General features: G+C 69.2%; 20 protein-coding genes. 1 reads left to right on the top strand and 19 read right to left on the bottom strand.

Going from position 1 to position 14,995, the window contains the following annotated elements:
• Positions 1-60 precede the first annotated feature (60 nt).
• Positions 61-1,248 (bottom strand): helix-turn-helix domain-containing protein, encoded by a 1,188-nt coding sequence (locus ABH931_RS30650; protein ID WP_370120389.1) that lies wholly within the window; start codon positions 1,246-1,248, stop codon positions 61-63.
• A gap of 135 nt (positions 1,249-1,383) precedes the next feature.
• Between ABH931_RS30650 and ABH931_RS30645 the strand changes: the two genes are divergently transcribed.
• Positions 1,384-1,926 carry a flavoprotein gene (locus ABH931_RS30645; RefSeq protein WP_370120387.1) on the top strand — a complete coding sequence of 181 codons (543 nt, stop codon included), beginning with the start codon at positions 1,384-1,386 and terminating at the stop codon, positions 1,924-1,926.
• Positions 1,927-1,976: 50 nt separating this feature from the next.
• On the opposite strand, the gene ABH931_RS30640 is transcribed toward ABH931_RS30645, so the two are convergent.
• The 18 genes from ABH931_RS30640 to ABH931_RS30555 are packed head-to-tail and all read right to left on the bottom strand — an operon-like array spanning position 1,977 to position 14,990.
• The gene (locus tag ABH931_RS30640) at positions 1,977-2,213 is read right to left on the bottom strand and encodes a hypothetical protein (protein WP_370120384.1); all 237 of its coding nucleotides are present in this window, start codon (positions 2,211-2,213) and stop codon (positions 1,977-1,979) included.
• Complete coding sequence (locus tag ABH931_RS30635) at positions 2,200-2,448, bottom strand: hypothetical protein (RefSeq protein WP_370120381.1); 249 nt, start codon at positions 2,446-2,448, stop codon at positions 2,200-2,202. Before ABH931_RS30635 ends, ABH931_RS30640 begins: the two co-directional genes overlap by 14 nt.
• Positions 2,445-3,365 carry a glycoside hydrolase domain-containing protein gene (locus ABH931_RS30630; protein WP_370120379.1) on the bottom strand — a complete coding sequence of 307 codons (921 nt, stop codon included), beginning with the start codon at positions 3,363-3,365 and terminating at the stop codon, positions 2,445-2,447. The genes ABH931_RS30635 and ABH931_RS30630 overlap by 4 nt, the downstream gene beginning before the upstream one ends.
• Positions 3,365-3,616, bottom strand: coding sequence for a hypothetical protein (locus tag ABH931_RS30625; RefSeq protein ID WP_370120376.1), 252 nt, complete (start codon positions 3,614-3,616; stop codon positions 3,365-3,367). Before ABH931_RS30625 ends, ABH931_RS30630 begins: the two co-directional genes overlap by 1 nt.
• Entirely contained in the window at positions 3,613-3,969 is a 357-nt protein-coding gene (locus ABH931_RS30620; RefSeq protein ID WP_370120373.1) for a DUF1003 domain-containing protein, read from the bottom strand. Before ABH931_RS30620 ends, ABH931_RS30625 begins: the two co-directional genes overlap by 4 nt.
• 54 nt (positions 3,970-4,023) lie before the next feature.
• A complete protein-coding gene (locus tag ABH931_RS30615) occupies positions 4,024-4,539 on the bottom strand; it encodes a hypothetical protein (RefSeq protein WP_370120370.1) in 516 nt (171 codons plus the stop codon).
• Positions 4,540-4,547: 8 nt separating this feature from the next.
• The gene (locus ABH931_RS30610) at positions 4,548-7,271 is read right to left on the bottom strand and encodes a hypothetical protein (RefSeq protein WP_370120367.1); all 2,724 of its coding nucleotides are present in this window, start codon (positions 7,269-7,271) and stop codon (positions 4,548-4,550) included.
• A gap of 12 nt (positions 7,272-7,283) precedes the next feature.
• Complete coding sequence (locus ABH931_RS30605) at positions 7,284-7,760, bottom strand: hypothetical protein (protein WP_370120364.1); 477 nt, start codon at positions 7,758-7,760, stop codon at positions 7,284-7,286.
• 32 nt (positions 7,761-7,792) lie between these two features.
• Positions 7,793-10,162, bottom strand: a complete 2,370-nt coding sequence (locus tag ABH931_RS30600; RefSeq protein WP_370120361.1) for a phage tail tape measure protein — start codon at positions 10,160-10,162, stop codon at positions 7,793-7,795.
• Positions 10,162-10,287 (bottom strand): hypothetical protein, encoded by a 126-nt coding sequence (locus ABH931_RS30595; protein WP_370120358.1) that lies wholly within the window; start codon positions 10,285-10,287, stop codon positions 10,162-10,164. The genes ABH931_RS30600 and ABH931_RS30595 overlap by 1 nt, the downstream gene beginning before the upstream one ends.
• Complete coding sequence (locus ABH931_RS30590) at positions 10,284-10,712, bottom strand: hypothetical protein (RefSeq protein ID WP_370120356.1); 429 nt, start codon at positions 10,710-10,712, stop codon at positions 10,284-10,286. The genes ABH931_RS30595 and ABH931_RS30590 overlap by 4 nt, the downstream gene beginning before the upstream one ends.
• 15 nt (positions 10,713-10,727) lie before the next feature.
• Positions 10,728-11,135, bottom strand: a complete 408-nt coding sequence (locus ABH931_RS30585; protein ID WP_370120353.1) for a hypothetical protein — start codon at positions 11,133-11,135, stop codon at positions 10,728-10,730.
• A gap of 5 nt (positions 11,136-11,140) precedes the next feature.
• Entirely contained in the window at positions 11,141-11,557 is a 417-nt protein-coding gene (locus tag ABH931_RS30580) for a hypothetical protein (RefSeq protein WP_370120350.1), read from the bottom strand.
• Complete coding sequence (locus ABH931_RS30575) at positions 11,557-12,504, bottom strand: hypothetical protein (RefSeq protein ID WP_370120347.1); 948 nt, start codon at positions 12,502-12,504, stop codon at positions 11,557-11,559. Before ABH931_RS30575 ends, ABH931_RS30580 begins: the two co-directional genes overlap by 1 nt.
• On the bottom strand, positions 12,501-12,962 hold the full coding sequence (locus ABH931_RS30570) for a hypothetical protein (RefSeq protein ID WP_370120344.1): 462 nt from the start codon (positions 12,960-12,962) through the stop codon (positions 12,501-12,503). The genes ABH931_RS30575 and ABH931_RS30570 overlap by 4 nt, the downstream gene beginning before the upstream one ends.
• The gene (locus ABH931_RS30565; protein WP_370120342.1) at positions 12,959-13,357 is read right to left on the bottom strand and encodes a hypothetical protein; all 399 of its coding nucleotides are present in this window, start codon (positions 13,355-13,357) and stop codon (positions 12,959-12,961) included. Before ABH931_RS30565 ends, ABH931_RS30570 begins: the two co-directional genes overlap by 4 nt.
• Positions 13,357-14,436 (bottom strand): hypothetical protein, encoded by a 1,080-nt coding sequence (locus ABH931_RS30560; RefSeq protein WP_370120339.1) that lies wholly within the window; start codon positions 14,434-14,436, stop codon positions 13,357-13,359. The genes ABH931_RS30565 and ABH931_RS30560 overlap by 1 nt, the downstream gene beginning before the upstream one ends.
• Positions 14,427-14,990 carry a hypothetical protein gene (locus ABH931_RS30555; protein WP_370120336.1) on the bottom strand — a complete coding sequence of 188 codons (564 nt, stop codon included), beginning with the start codon at positions 14,988-14,990 and terminating at the stop codon, positions 14,427-14,429. Before ABH931_RS30555 ends, ABH931_RS30560 begins: the two co-directional genes overlap by 10 nt.
• Between the last annotated feature and the right edge of the window lie 5 nt (positions 14,991-14,995).

Here is a 14,995-nt window from a genome sequence, read left to right as displayed (position 1 = left end):
CCAGCAACTTCTAGTCACAGGTTGGCGCGGAGGGAAGGCAACAACTAACCCAGCTGTGGGTTAGCGCAGTCCGAGCCAGTGGACGAAGTGGGCAAGGGTGTCCGGGGTGGCGCGCTTCGCCGACTGCAGCCCGGCCGCAGTCTCCCGGACCGTCGGCGAGAACTTCGTCTGCTGCGGAGCCAGCCTCTTCGCCTCCAGCAGCGACTTGAACGCTGCGTCGGCGCGGCCTGTCCACAGCTGCGCGCGCGCGATCTCCGCGTGATGGTGGGCCGCCCTCGACGCCGGCCAGTCGTCCGGCACCCGGATGCCCTTGGCTACCGTGAGGGCCTGCGCGTACTGGTCCTGGTCCAGCAGCACCGAGACGTGGTGCGCGGCCACGTTCGTGGGCCCGAACGACAGCCAGAAGACGCGCGTGGCCTCCCCAGTCAGGTCGGCGTACCGGCGTGCCTCCTCGATATGGCCGATCGCGGTGCCACCGTCCCGGGAGCGAGCGGCGAGGACCGCGGCACCGAGGTGCAGTTGCCCGGCAACCGCGTCCCGAGTCCGCGACGGCGCGGCCAGCGAGAGGGTCTTCTGGCCGACGTCGGCCAGGCGCTTCCCGGTGCGGTACTGGCCCGCCCGAAGGTAGGCGAGGGAGCGCAGATACTGTCGCAGCCCGGCGGTGGTGGGGTCGGAGGCGCGTTCGGCAGCCCAGGCCATACGGTCGAGGGCGATGGAGGCGAGGTCGTGGAAGCCCAGCTTCGTGGTGATGTCGAACGCGGTCCGGTACAGCGACGCGAGTGCCGCCCATGCGCGGTCGCTGGGTTGGGCGTGGGCCGCGGTGGTGAGCTCGTGGATCAGGGCCGGGAGCTCTGCGGCGGCAGTGCGCAGGTTCGTGGCGCGGACGAGCTCGCACATGCGGTCTGCCTGGTCGGCCAGGTCGGCCAGGGAGCGCGGTGTGATGGTGTCGTCGACGCCAAGGTCGTACACGTCGAGGGATTCGCGGATCGGCTGGATCAGCCCGTCGAGGTGCTCCTGCTGTAGCTCGGCCATGTAGGGCAGCCCGGACAGTTCTGCGACGGGCACGGACAGGGCGTGCGCGATCGCGGCAAGGACTGCGGGGCTGGCCTGCCGCGTACCCTGCTCGATCTTGAAGATGGTTCCGTAGTGGACGTGCGCGCGATCGGCGAGTCCGCGCTGGGTGTAGCCGCGCAGCTTCCGAATGCGGGCGATGCGTCTCCCGGTGTGCTCGACGTCGTTGGAGGGCATACTGGTCTCCGTTCCTGACTAGTCATCTGGAACGGTACCCGCAGCCAGGGTTGCGGGAACGGCAAACGCCCCCACCAGCACTCGTGCGGTGGGGGCGCTTGCTTGATCGGCCCCGCATGGGGTTGGCTCGGCGACATGAGCGCCCCCGTGCTGTACCTCCTCGGCTCCGCGGCCCCGCCGGTCCTCGACATCGCTTCGGTCGTCGAGCAGGCCCAGGCGGACGGCTGGGACGTGTGTGTCGGCCTGACACCGACCGCAGCGGACTGGCTCGAGGACGACCTGCCCGGCCTGGAGCAGCGCACTGGCCACCCGGTGCGGTCCCGCTACCGGCGTCCGCGCGAAGCCGACGTGTGGCCGGCTGCGAGCGTGGCCTTGGTCGCCCCGGCCACCTTCAACACCCTGAACTGCTGGGCGCAGGGGATCACCCGTGCTTTCATCGTCGGGTTCGCAGCCGAGGCGATCGGCAAGGGTATCCCGCTAGTGACCGTGCCGTGCGTGAACCAGGCGTTCCTCGCGCACCCGCAGTTCCCGCAGAGCATCGAGCGGCTGCGCGGCGCGGGAGTGCGGGTACTGCTGGGGGAGGGCGGCTTCATGCCGAACGCGCCGGGGACGGGGAAGCCGAAGGACTATCCGTGGCTGGCCGCGCTCAGCGCGGCGCGCGAGGCCCTTCCAGGCTGAGACTGCGCCGTCCCTGGGTGCGCCCCACACCCACCCAGGGACGGCAGCTCTTACTTGTGCGGCGTCACCCACGCCGCGATCGACGCGATACCGCCGAGACTCCCCAGCACCCCAAGGACCGGCAGCGGCCAACGCCGCTCACGCGCCGCACCCAGCTCCTCCTCGTGGCGCTCCTGAGTCGTCCCCAGCGCCTTCAGCCGCTCGTCGACCACGTCGAACCGGCCGTCGAGCTTCGCGAAGCCAACCTCCATCGCCCGCCGCAGCTCCTCCAGCTCACTGCCCGCCACCGGTCGACCCCTTCGGCGCAGCGGGCATCAGCCCGGCCGAGTTCGGGTCGCCGACCTTCCGGGAGATCAGCCCCTTGGCCGTCATCGCCGCGGCGGCGAGCGCCGACACCGCCGCCGAGGTGATGTGCGGCATCGTGTGCCAGTGCCGCCCGCCAGCGATGAGCAGCCCGACGAAGCTGCACGCCCACGTCGTCGCGACCCGCTCGGCCAGGTCCTCCCAGAAGCGGCGGCTCATGAGACCTGGCGCCCGACCACGTACCCGAGCAGCTCCACCGTCGGCTGCAGCCGCACCACGTCCACCGACCCGTCGGTCGGCAGGGTGATGACGAGCTTCCCCGCGTCCGGGCCGACCGGGTGCGACGCGGCCGTCTGCCAGGCGCCGCGCTGGTGGAGCGCCACCGAGACCGTCCCGGCCGCTTGGCCGGTCAGGCACAGCCACATCGGGCCGTTGCGCGCGCCGCCGCCCGGCGCGGCCTGGGTGCCGGCGGGCTCGACCGGCACGTCGACGGTGGTGTTGGCGGCGATCGGGGGCAGGTACGCGAGCATGTCGTCCTCCAGCAGGGTCGGAGCGGGGGGCTTGGGCGGGGTGGGGCGCGGGTACTGCCCGAAGTCGGGTGTCTCCGCGGTGTCGTAGTCGGCGCCCCCGTTCAGCGTCATGCCGCCGGGCTGCCGGATCGTCGCATAGGGGGCCCACAGGCCACCGGACCAGGCCACGGTCTGCCACAGGTAGGGGATGCCGTAGGCGTGGGCGCCCTCGATCACCTTGAGGCCGCCGTACGCCCCGGTCTGGGCGAAGCCGAGCACCGAGAAGACACCCTGGAAGTACGCGGCAACTGGGCCCCACCCCGTGTCGGTGTCGACAGCGAAGTGGACCGGGACCGTATCGGGCAGGCCGACGCTTGCCCGCTGCGCCCGGGCAGCCTTCGCGTCGTCGACCCCGGCCTGGAAGCCCTGCAGCGCGCGAGTCGCCGCGTTCTCCCAGACAGTAACGATGCCGAGGTTCGCCGCGACGTAGTCGGTGACCTCGGTGGCGGTGAGGTTCTTCGTCACGTCGCTCGAGAAGTAGCGGGCCACCCAGGTTGCGCCCGTGGCCTTGATCTGCGCGATCGTGGGGCGCGCCCACGCGATGTCGATGCCGGTCTGCTGGCCCATCAGTCCTCCGTGGTGGGGGCGGTGGTGGTCTGCTGGTGCGCAGCGAGGATCTCGGCATGCCGCCGCTCCGCCGCCGCGTCGGCGCGCCGGTGGCGCCGCTCCGCGACCAGGTGGGACACGACGAACCCCGGCAGGATGATGACCATCTGCGCCTCGAGATTCCCCAGCATGTCGCTCATCCGGAAGAGGCACAGCCACACGTCGAGCGCGGTCAACGCCGTCCCGGCGACGATCCAGCCGGCCCGGTTCACCGTTCACCGCCCTCGGTCGTCGGGACCCCCAGGTGCTCGCACACACGCATCAGCAGCTGGTGGTCGTGCGTCGCCAGCTCCGCGCTGATCTGGTCGGCACGCTTCGCCGCGATCAGCAGGATCGCCCCCTGCAGCCCCGCCAGCGTCGACAGGGCAAGGTTCAGCAGGATGAAGGGGTAGCGGTCCCAACCGAACGCCGCCAGGGCGTTGACGCCCATCCAGAGGGCCATGAACAGGCAGAAGCCGCCGACGAACGCCCACGAGCCCATGCCGTTGCGCATGAGGTCGGCCGCGCGCTCGCCGCGGGTCAGATCGCGGCCGGCGCGAACGCCGGGATGCTCGTGCCAGCCCATCCGCGCCTCCATCTCTGTTCTACGTGTAGATGTAGATTCCCTGATCATGTCACGTCACGCCACCTGTTGGAGCGTCAACCACGACCCCGCGCGCACCGTGGTAGACGTCGCCGAGGACGTGTTCTGCGCCCACTGCAGCTTGCACGTGCCCGTCGTCGACGTCACCAGGTAGCCGCCCAGCCTGGCCGCCATCGTGATCGACGACCCGTCCGAGCCCACCGATTGCGGATTTGCGAACTGGGGGCCGAAGAAGTTCACCGACCCGGTGGCCGAGGTGACGTTGACGCCCATCGGCGTCCAGTTCGACGAGCTGATCGTGCCGGTGTAGTTCATCTGCATCTTCAGGTCACCGGTGCCGGTCGCTGCCCCGGAGTAGAGGATGAGTCCGTCGAGGAGGAACGTCCCGGTACCGGTCAGGACAATCTGCAGGTCGGGGTCGTCGGCGAGCGTGGTACTGGACGTGACGGTGGTCGCGCCGGGCTTGAACGCGAAGAAACGCTCCATCTGCAGGAGCCCGGCAGCGGTGATCTTCTGCCCGGCCGCCCACGCTGGGAACTGCGTCGCCGTCATCGTCTACCTCACATCGTCAGGATTGCAGGCTGGTACAGGGACACCGCCGTGCCTTGGGCCTGCGGCTTCACTACGCCGTTCACCGACCGGATCACCGTGAGCGGCTGCGGTGAGCTGGCGGTCACCGTCGAGTCGACGACCATCGTGATGTCCCACGCCCAGAACGTCACCCCGCTGCCGGGCGTCGACCCCCATCGGAAGCGGGGGAGCGCCTGCGACGTCGATGCGGGCGCGGTCAGATCCTGTGTCAGGAACGTCCACACGCCGGCCGGGACGGTGCTCGGGTTGCCGAGGACTGAGCTGAGGAAGGCGCCGGTGTTGTCGTAGGCGTCGAAGCAGACGCGGGCGTCGGTCCAGCCCTGGGGGCTGTAGACCCAGCAGCCGACGGTGTAGGTGGCGGCAGGGGTGACGGTGCCGACGCCGGTCTTGGTGAGGGCGTTGATGCCGCCGGAGGCCTGCCCCGCCCCTGGGGTGATCATGATGGGGGTGAAGCCGGTGACGTACTGGTAGGTGCCGTCGGGGGTCGCGGTGCTGTTGCTGGCGGTCCAGTTCGTCAGGCCGGCGGTCATGAGCGGGTCGGTGGTGAGGTTCGTGCCCGGGGAGACGGCGGTGACGCGTTCGCCGCCGAGGCTGAGGTCGAAGGGGTAGTCAGCCAGGTTGGTGGTCCATGTCGGCGACGCCGAGTTGGTAGTCGCCAGCGACAGGCTCGTAGCGGCCGCGGTCACAGGCGCGGCGAGGGTCGTGCCGTCGGTGTCGGCGTGCCCGAACGTCGTGTCATCCGACACCGCGACCCGGTAGCCGGACTCCGGCGTCGTATTCCACTGAATGTGGTGCAGGAACTGATCGAACGTCTCGGTGTAACCGATGACGAGGGCGCTGATGGTGTCCGGCGGCAGCCACGTGGGCGGGTTCGCGATCGAGAGGCGGTCGCCGGGCATCAGCGCGAGCGCGTCCGGCCGCAGCACCGGCGACCCGGTGATGGCCGGCCGCGCCAGCTGCACGCCGACGCTCGGGTAACGCGGCTCGGCGACCGTGCCGAGGTGAAGCCGCCGCCCGGCCTCGTCGGCGGTCTGCGCGTCGTACTGCACGTTGACCGTGATCGACGTGGCGTAGGTGCCCACCCCGGCCGGAGGCGCCTGCGTGTTGAGCGTGCCGCTGGTCTGGACGGCGCGAGCGAAGGAGCCGTTGAGGCGGGTGACGGTGATGTCGTTCCGGGTGTAGGTGTCGTCATCGACGGGCTTGGGCACGTCCATGAGCTGGGCCTGTGCGTAGTCGAGGGCGAGGACCGCGCTCGTCTGGTTCTCGATGGTGTCGCGGACACGGTAGCCCAGGCCCAGCCGGTCGGTGAGCTCGAACATGATGCCGCCGTCAGCGTCGACGCACTCCTGCAGCAGGTCCAGGAACGCCCCAGAGTGCATGGGCCCCATGTTCGGGCCTAGCGCCCCCGAGGGGGAGTTCCAGACGATGTGGTAGTTGATGCCCACCAGCGCGCACAGGTTCCCGAATCGGACCGCTGCCAAGTCACCCGGGCTGCCCTGGTAGTTGATGATCGCCAGGGTGGACGATTCGGCCGCCACCGCGATGTGACCGATGGCCGTCCCCGTCAGCGCCCCCGTCGGATTGACCTTCACCGAAATGAGCCGGCCAGCAGTGTAGGTTGCCCCTTCGATCTCCAGGAAAACGCTGCTGCTGCCAGGAGTGCCATTCACAGGCTGCAGGGTGATCCCTATGAACACGTTGGACGCGTCAGCCTGCTCGACGTCGAGACCGACAACGATCGGGACGCCGTTGACCGCGAGGGACGCCACACCCGTGTCGAGTTGCACCACACCGGCACCGTCGCGGGCGCGCGCCCCAATCTGGCCGCCGCTGCCGCTGGTGTAATAGATCTCGTAGGTGAACGTGCCGGTGGACGCGACAGAGAGCAGCGTCTGGGACGATTCGCCGCCGGACGCGACCGCCACGTAGCAGGTGAGGCCGCTCAGCGTGGTTCCGGCACTGACCTGCGGCGTGTAGTTGGGGATGCGGCCGTACGCGCCGGAGCCGGTGGTGAACGACGCGATCGGGTCGGAGGCGGTGATGCCCGAGTACCCGGCCAGCGACGGCGCGCCCGTGATCGTCATCGGCTGCACGCCGGACACCCCGGCAGCGAACTGCGTGGCCCCCGAGGCGTCCTCCATGGGCCAGTACGCGACCGCCTGACGCCCCGGGATCGGGTTGGCCCAGTAGACGTACGGCGCCGAGCGGAGGGGCGCTTGGCCGGTGCCCAGGCGCCGCAGGATGCCAGCCGCCTGTACGTCGACCCATGCGTCCGCGCCGGTGCCGTCCCAGTCCTGCGGCCACGAAGCGATCTCGCCCCAGAACCGGTAGCTCTTGGTGTTGCCGGACTGCACGCTGATGCGGCATGGCGTGTTGCGGTCGATGATCCCGTAGTACGGGCCCAAGGGATTCCGCGGGCTGAAGCGCCCGTCGCGGTTGTCGAGGCGGAAGCTGGCGGTGGCCGGGTTGGTCTTCTGGTTCTCGTCCGGCTGCCCGCGCGTGACCTGGATGCCCTGCTGGTAGCGGACGAAGCTGCTGATGTCGATCCAGCCGCCCGCATAGATCTCGACCTGCGGGCCGCCAGTCGGTTGCTCGCCGCTGCCGCCGGTCGGGCCCACGACGGAACCGAGCGGGCCCGGGCGGTTGTGCATGCGCCGCTGCCACGCCATCGCCTGAGCTGCAACAGCGGTCATGACCCCCTCCTCCTACTCGTCCCAGCAGACCCAGCAGAGCATGTTCACTGCGGCCGCAAACGTGACGCGCACCCTCAGGAACTTCGACACTGCGATGATCGGCCGCTCGTCGGGCATCCACTGGTAGTCGTAGTTGATCGGCTGCGCGCCGGCCGTTGAGGAGATCTGGTCCGTGTCGAAGGTCCGCACTGCTGTCGGCGTGCCCTCGTTCGTCGAGGTGTAGCCCGTCGCCGATGTGCCCAGCGTCATCAGCGATGGGGGGGCGTTCGGGTCCAGCGGCTGCACACCCGACGCACTGTGGGCGGTCACGGTCGCGGCCACGTCCGTCTGGATCAACTCGATCGTTGCCGTCCCCGACCCCGGCACCGCCGAGAGCGTGTACCCCCACGAGATCAGCTGGCACTGCCGCGTGGACGGCGTCGCAACCTGAAGCATCGTCTTGATGGTGGTGCCCGTCGTGACCGGCACGATCGCCGCCGTCGTCGGCATCGCCGCGTTGAAGCACTTGTACCTATGCACCGTCAGTACCCCTGTCCAAGAGCCGTCTGTACGTTGCCGCCACGGATGCGGACCGTGTTCCGCAGCCACGTCAGCAGGTTGGCGTCACCGCCGGTGAACTCCAGCACGATCCGCGTCTCGCCCCCGCTGCCTGCTTCGGCGAGCATCCTGCGCGTCCCACCCGCGGGCGTCACGGACGAGCCCGTCGGGAGCTTCACCAACTCCGGGCCCTGCTCACCCACCAGGACCATCCCCGACCGCGCGCCACCGGAGGCTGCGGCGGAGACGACGCCGCCCGCCGCGTAGTTGAAGCCTGTCGTGCCCGTGACGGTGTGCCCGGGGCCCTGGTAGCCCTCGACGACGCCGTTGTAGTAGATCGTGACGGTCTTGCCGTGCAGGCTGTCGATCGCGCTCTTGGCGGCGTCGATCTTCGCCGTCAGGTCTGCGATGTTCGCCAGCAGAGCCGCGCGCTTCGACGCCGGTACAGACGCCAGCTGGGCTTTCGCCGTGTTCAGGGACTGCGTCCACGCGCCGATCTGCATCGTCAGCGTCTTCGTCTGCGTGGCAATCTTCATACTGTTGTTGAAGCTGTCGACCGTGTTGATCGCGCCCTGCATCTGCGTGTCCAGGCTGGCCGCGAACGCGTGAATCGACGCGTCGGCAGACTTGACCTGACCGCCGACACCGGGAATCCAGCCGAACAGCTTGACTGCCGCGTCGGCCTGGAACTCGAAGAACCCCAGGACCGCGTCCTGGATCTGCTGGATGGCCACCAGGGCGAGGTGCGCGCCGAGTGATGCGGCGGCGCCCATGTTGGACCAGAACTCGGCGATGATCTCGCGCGCCAGCAGTGACTTGTTGTAGAGGATGAAGATGCCCGTGGCGAGCGCGCCGACAGCTGCGATGGTGATGCCGACAGGGTTGGCGTCCATCGCGATGTTCAGCAGCCACTGCGCGGCCGTCCACGCCTTCGTCGCCGTCTCGACCAGGAAGATCGCGCCTTCCATGCCGAGTACCGCGGTCTTGTAGGCGAGGTAGCCGACGACGATGCCCTGCACGACGCCCTGGTTGTTCTTCAGGAAGCCGGTGAAGGCGATCAGTGCGGGGTTGATCACGTCCTTGAGGACCGTCGATACCGCGACCAGCGACGCATAGCCCGTGCCACCCAGCACCTGAAAGATCGACACCGCGACCGGGTACAGGTTCTGGAGGATCTGCCACCACTGCTGCATCACCGGAACCACGTACTGCTTGGCGATGTCGCCGAGCGTCTTCATCACCGGCGACCCGTTGTTGCCGATGTAGATCATCAGCTTCGTCAGCACGGGCAGCAGCTTCATGCCGATGCCGATCATCAGCGACTGGAAGCCCGCATCCAACTGGCGCACCTGCTGGCCGAAGGTGTTCTGCACCAGCGCGAAGCCCGCGACCTTCCCCGACGCGTCAGCGGTCGCACCCGCCATCGCCTGGATCGTCGCCGTCGTCGCCGCACTGTTCTCGCCCGTCGTCGCCAACGCCGCGTTCGCGCCAGCCGCCGTACCCATCAGCAACTTGAGGGCCGCCGCGTAAGCGGGCGTTCCGACCTTCCCGGCGCGCTCGGCAATGGTCGACGCGTAGTTCATGGCGTCGGTCAGCCCGTTCGGGCCGTTGAGCTTGTCGTGCAAGGTCTGCATCGACCCGCCGAGCTTGTCGAACTCCTTCGTCATCGGCGTCGTCGGGTTCAGCAGGCTACGCAGCGCCTGCGCCAAGTTCTGGGAGGCACGCTGCGCCGTGAAACCATGGTTCGTCATCTCCGCGAGCGCCGCGCCCACATCGTTGAAGCTGATGCCAGCCGCCGAGGCAGCGGGGACGATCGAGGCGAACGCCTTGGAGAAGTCCTCCAAGTTCACCTTGCCATGGCTGATCGCAGCCACCATCTTCGACGTCACGTCAGCGGCCGCCGACGCCTTCAGGTGGTAGTCCACCAGCACATCGGTGAGCGCCTTGGACACGTCCGTGACGTCGGCGTTCTCGGTGACCGCGCCCTCAGCCGCAGCCTGCAGCACCTTCAGGCCGTCGGCGCCGTGATAGCCCGCGGCTTCGACGTAGTACATGGCTTCGGCGAGCTTCTGGGCGCCGATGCCGACCTGCCCGGCCATGGCGAGCATGCCGTCCTGGACGAGCTTCAGGTTGGAGCGCTGCTCGCTGGCCGAGGTGACGAGGCGAGTGGTGGCCAGCTGGTAGTTGGAGGCCATCTTCACGGCCTCTACGCCGACCGCGACGAGCGCCGCCCCCGCGACGGCGCCGGCGCCCAGCATGGCCTCCTTCATCGAGACACCGTCGGCCTTGGCCTCGGCGAAGGCCTCCTTGGACATGTTCTTGCCGGTGATGAGGATCTCGACCAGGTTCGCCACTACATCACCTCCTCACTCTGCTCCAGCCGCCCGAGGGCGGCGATCTCCAGCAGCTGCAGCACACCCACGTCCTCGGCGAGCACCTCGCTGGGCAGCTTGTGCCAGCGGTCACACAGGCCGATCACGAACTCGGCGTGGGCAAGCTCTCGAGGCTTGTCGGCAACGTCTCCGTCGGGATGGACACCTCCAGCGGCTGCGGCGTCTCGCCACCGCTGGAGGCGCTCGGCAAAGGGGCAGCCACCGCCGACGCGGCCGCAGCCCACGCCTGCTGGATCTGCAGCACCACACCGAAGTCGAGGCGCTTCAACCCCTCGAGCGTCGTCGGGATCGGACCCTGCTCGTCTTCGAGGTCCCAAGACACGAGCCGGTCAGCGACGAGCTGCAGCTTCGCGTCGACGACCGCGTTGATCTGCGACGGGTCGTCGGTCGAGGCATCGAGGGTCTCCGCCTCGGCGATGCTGAACGAGCCGATGACGATGCTCGCGCCGTCGAGCTCGGTGCCGGCGCCGAAGGTGAGCTTGAACTGCTTGCGCTGGAGTACGAATCCCATGTGGGGCGGGTCTCCTTAGGACCAGGTGGGGACGACGCCGTTGGCCAGCGAGCCGGGGACCGTCCATGTGAGGTCGCCGGTGTTGGCACGGGTCAGCTGGTAGTCGGTGAGCACGACGGTCGGGCTGAGTGTCTTGCCGTTCTGCACGTTGGTGACCAGCCGGTTCACCGACGTCGACGAGATGGTCTTGAAGACGTCGTGCTCGCGGTTCGCGGCCGGGTTGAAAACGCCGGTCATGGAGATCGTGAAGTCCGCGAGGACCAGCAGGCGCTCGTTGGCGGACTTGTCGATGCCGGTGACGTCCTGCACGGCCCTGGGGGTCGCCCACTGCAAGTTGGTGATGTCGTTGCGGATGTCCTGCTGGCTGTTGCTGGCGTCGTCCACGCTGAGCGTGGTCCAGCCCAAGCCTGTGACCTTGGCCATGGCGGCTATCCCTTCTGCTGGAGGTCGGCGAGGCGCTGCTGGTGCTCACCGAAGTCGTCGTTCCACGTCTGACCGGACACGCGGTCGACGCGGCCGGTGGGGTTGCCGCGCGTGTCGCCGTCGCGGATCACGTACAGCTCCTCCCGCTCCACCCGGGCCCGGTGCTCGGTGGCGCGGAAGCACGCCTGCCCGGCCTCGAACACGAGCCACGTCTCGCCCGGGCGGACGGCGAGTTCGGTGAAGCGGCGGCCGGTCTGGCGGGCCCAGACGCGCTGTTGCTCGTTGAGGATCTCCAGGCGGACGCGCCAGCCGTGCAGGTAGTCCGGGCAGTCGACCTCGGCGCACGTGGCCTTGCGGAAGTGCGTCCGGATCGGTGCGTGAATCGAGTAGGTCTTGTAGCCGCGCGGGTCGAGCAGGGGCATCAGAACACCACCCCTGCGACGGGGTTGCGGTTCAGGACGACCGCGAACGTCGCCGAGGTGAAGCCGCCGGACGTGGTCGTGGTGACGCGCACGTAGCGGCGCAGCGTCGCCGTGTTCGCCGTCGCGAGGCGCTGCCACGTCCCTGCGGCGGTCGTCGCCGTGAAGACGAGCCCCGTCACGTCCGCGAACGTGCTGTTGTCCGCGCTGTCCTGCACGTGCACGGTGACGTCCGTGCCAGTGAACGCCGTGCACTGCAGGTACGCCTGCCCGCCGAACGCCGACTGCAACGTCCACGTCCACGTCGGCGCCACCGTGTACGTCAGCGTGATCGTCCCCGACGCCGGCACCGTGTACGTCCCCGCGCCCGTACCGACCGTGACGCCGTTGACGACGACCGCCGTCATCGTGCCACCCGAGATCACCACGGTGGCCGGCAGCGGGGAGGTGTTCGTGACCGGGGTCAGCGACGCCGGGACGGACGGGGTGGAGAATCCGGCGCCCTGGTCCAGGCTGGTGCCGTTCGTCGCCGCGGTGTCGGTGCGCAACCCTGCGGTGAGCTGGACGCCCCATTCGAGGCCGAAGCCGTCGCCCTGGCCCTGCACGGTGATGAGCAGCGACCCGTCGGTGGCCCTGGTGGGGTCGTAGTTGATCTGCTTCGCCTCCAGGCAGGCCGCCGGGTTGCCGAGCGTCGTGCCGCGGGCGTACGTCATCAGCGTGTCCGCCGTCGGCAGCGCCGACAGGACCGGGTGCGCCACCGTGGGGTCCATGAAGACGGTGAGGTCCATGGTGCCGTCGCGGTGCCCGTACAGGCGGCTGTTGGCGGACTGCGTGATGTCCGTGGAGTCGAGGACCGCGATCGGCGACGCGACCTTCACGGTCTGCACGTCACCCGAGATGTCGTTGCCGCCCACCCAGAACGCATCGCCGAGGCCGGATTGCTTGGTCATGCTGCCTCCGTCCAGAGGTCGTCAACGATGAGCGGGAGGGTGATCTCGACGATCCGGTACATCACGCCGCCCTGGTCGATGTAGCCGGACTGCGCGCTGATCGGCGTCCCGCCGGCCATGCCGAGCAGGTCGATGGCGTTGCTGTTGCCCTCGAGGGTGAAGCCGCCGATGTAGGAGGCGAGCAGGGCGTCGCAGGCCTTGAGCAACGCGGGGTCGATGCCGTCGGTGGGCTGCTGCGCCCACGTCGTGCGGATCCTCACCTTGTAGGTGAGCTTGAACGACACCACGTCGAGGCCCGAGCGGTTGGCGAGCAACTCGAAGCCGCTGAACACGATCTCGCACGTGGTCCCGGTGCCCGGCGGGTTCTTGGCCTCGTGGCTGTTGACGGCGTCGAACGCGCCGAGGACCAGCGCCGCGTCGGAGAGCGCACTGGTGATGGAGTCGATGGAGAGGCTCACAGCTCGTGCACCGTCCGCTCCAACCAGGCCTGGACGATGGCCTTCTGCTTCTGGGCGATGCTGTTCTTCGTCTTGCGGTAGATGTGGTAGCCGGGGAAGCGCGTGACCGGGGAGTTGCGGGAGCCGACGCCCTCGAGCCACGGCCCGTAGATCACGCCGCCGTCATTCAGCGAGTAGCTCGTCGGCGACAGCGGCGTGAGGGTGGTCTTCGACGTGTAGTAGCCCGTCGGGTTGATGAACGTCGCTTCCTCGGTGATCATCACCTGGAAGCGGGCATAGTCGGCGACCTCGTGGATCGCGCCCTGCAGCGCCTTGTCGAGGATCGGCGTCGCCAGGCCCTCGACGGTCGGCCCGTGCAGCTCAACGTGGATCGTGCCCTGCCCCTCGGCGGCCATCAGATCACCCGGATCCTGGCCTTGCGGCCGTACAGGGTCTCTGCCTCATCCCACAGGTCCGCCAGCGCGGAGCCGAGGTGGGCCATGGCTGCGGCACCTTCGCCCTGTGGGTCGCGGTAGCCGCCGGTCTCCTGGAGCACGCGGTTGGCCGACTCGGCGACGGCGAGGTCGCGGAGCAGCGACGGGATCCGCCACACGCCGACCGTCGCGTTGCTGGCGTGGGTGGCGGCGGTGGTGCCGAGCTGGCCGCGCAGCAACGTGAGGGTCCGGAAGGTGTAGATGTGCGTGCCCGTGCTGTGCGTGGCCAGCACGGTGCCGTCCCACGCCCGCTTGACGGTGATCTGGTTGCCGGTGATGTCGACGATCAGCATGCGCTCGCCGTCGATCTGGATGACCTCGTCGACGTGGAGCTGCGTGCCGTCCGTCACCGTGGCGACGACGTCGGCCTGCGCTGCGGTTGTGAGGCCGGTGAGGTTCGTCTGCCCGGAGTCGTTGGACGACCGGTCGGAGACGAGCATCCGCTCGGTGTCGACGATCAGCAGATCCCCGACACCCACCACGCTGCCGTCCGACACCACCGCAGTGGTGGCCGACGAATTGATGCTGGCCGGGATCGTGCCGCCGGGGTCCGTCTGCAGCCAGAACCCGAACGTGCCGGTGACGCCCACATCCCGCTGCGGGGTGGGCCCGGCGCCGAAGCTGTAGCTCAGGTCGCGGCGCAGCTCCATGTAGCGGTACGGCGGCCCACTGTTGATCGGCTCGACGTTGCAGGCGCTGACGGGGATCTGCACGCCCGTCAGCGTGCCGCCGGCCGTGCCAGTGCTGACCGCTGTCGGTGGCGCGGCGAGGAAGTGCTGGTCAAACCAGAGCCGCCACGGGTAGGCGTAGGAGAAGTTCGGCCAGTCGAAGTAGTACGTGGCATCCGTCGGATGGAACTTGAGGTGCATGTGCGCCTCGATGTTCCTGGCGGCGGACTGGATGGCGCGGTCGATCTGCCAGTTGTGGCGCGCGGTCTCCATCACGTCCAGGGCGCGCTTCACGTCCTCGCGGCGACACAGGCACGGGGTGGTCACTGCCATGTCAGCTCCCACGCCTCGTCAGCCGCCTCCAGGAGGCCGCACGAGGCCGGACGCCAGGCGCCCCAGGTCCAGACGCCGTGCCGGTCGACGGTGAGGGCGTGCCGCTCCGTGAGGTCGACGCCGAGGACGGTGCCGGTCCCGAGCGCGCTCGCGGGGCGCGCCGCCGCGAGTCGGGCCCCGCCGAGGCCGAACACCCCGGCGGCCTCGATGGTGGCCTCCAGCGTCGCCCCCTCATCCGGGCCCGTCGCGGTGAGCCAGTACAAGGCCAGCACGTCCGCGTCCGACACCGCCCGGCCCGCGAGGCGCGCCGACGCCGCGAGCGCCTCCGCAGCGCAGCACGCCACATCCGCGAGCGGCGACCACTTCGACGCCTTCGCGTGATGCGGGTGCTTCTTCACCGCGTGCACGTGCGCCGCGGCCACCGCGAGCGATGCGCCCGGGTCCACGAACGCGCCAGGCGCGGACGCGGCAGGGGGGACGACCGGGTTGTGCTTGGCCGTCTTGTGGTGCTTGTGCGAGCCCGCGTGCTTCTTGACGTGGCCTTTCGCCTTCATGTCGT

Origin of the sequence: Streptacidiphilus sp. MAP12-33, assembly GCF_041261265.1 — a bacterium.
In the GTDB taxonomy this organism is placed as follows: Bacteria; Actinomycetota; Actinomycetes; order Streptomycetales; family Streptomycetaceae; genus Streptacidiphilus.
This window is presented reverse-complemented; position numbering and strand designations above follow the sequence as displayed.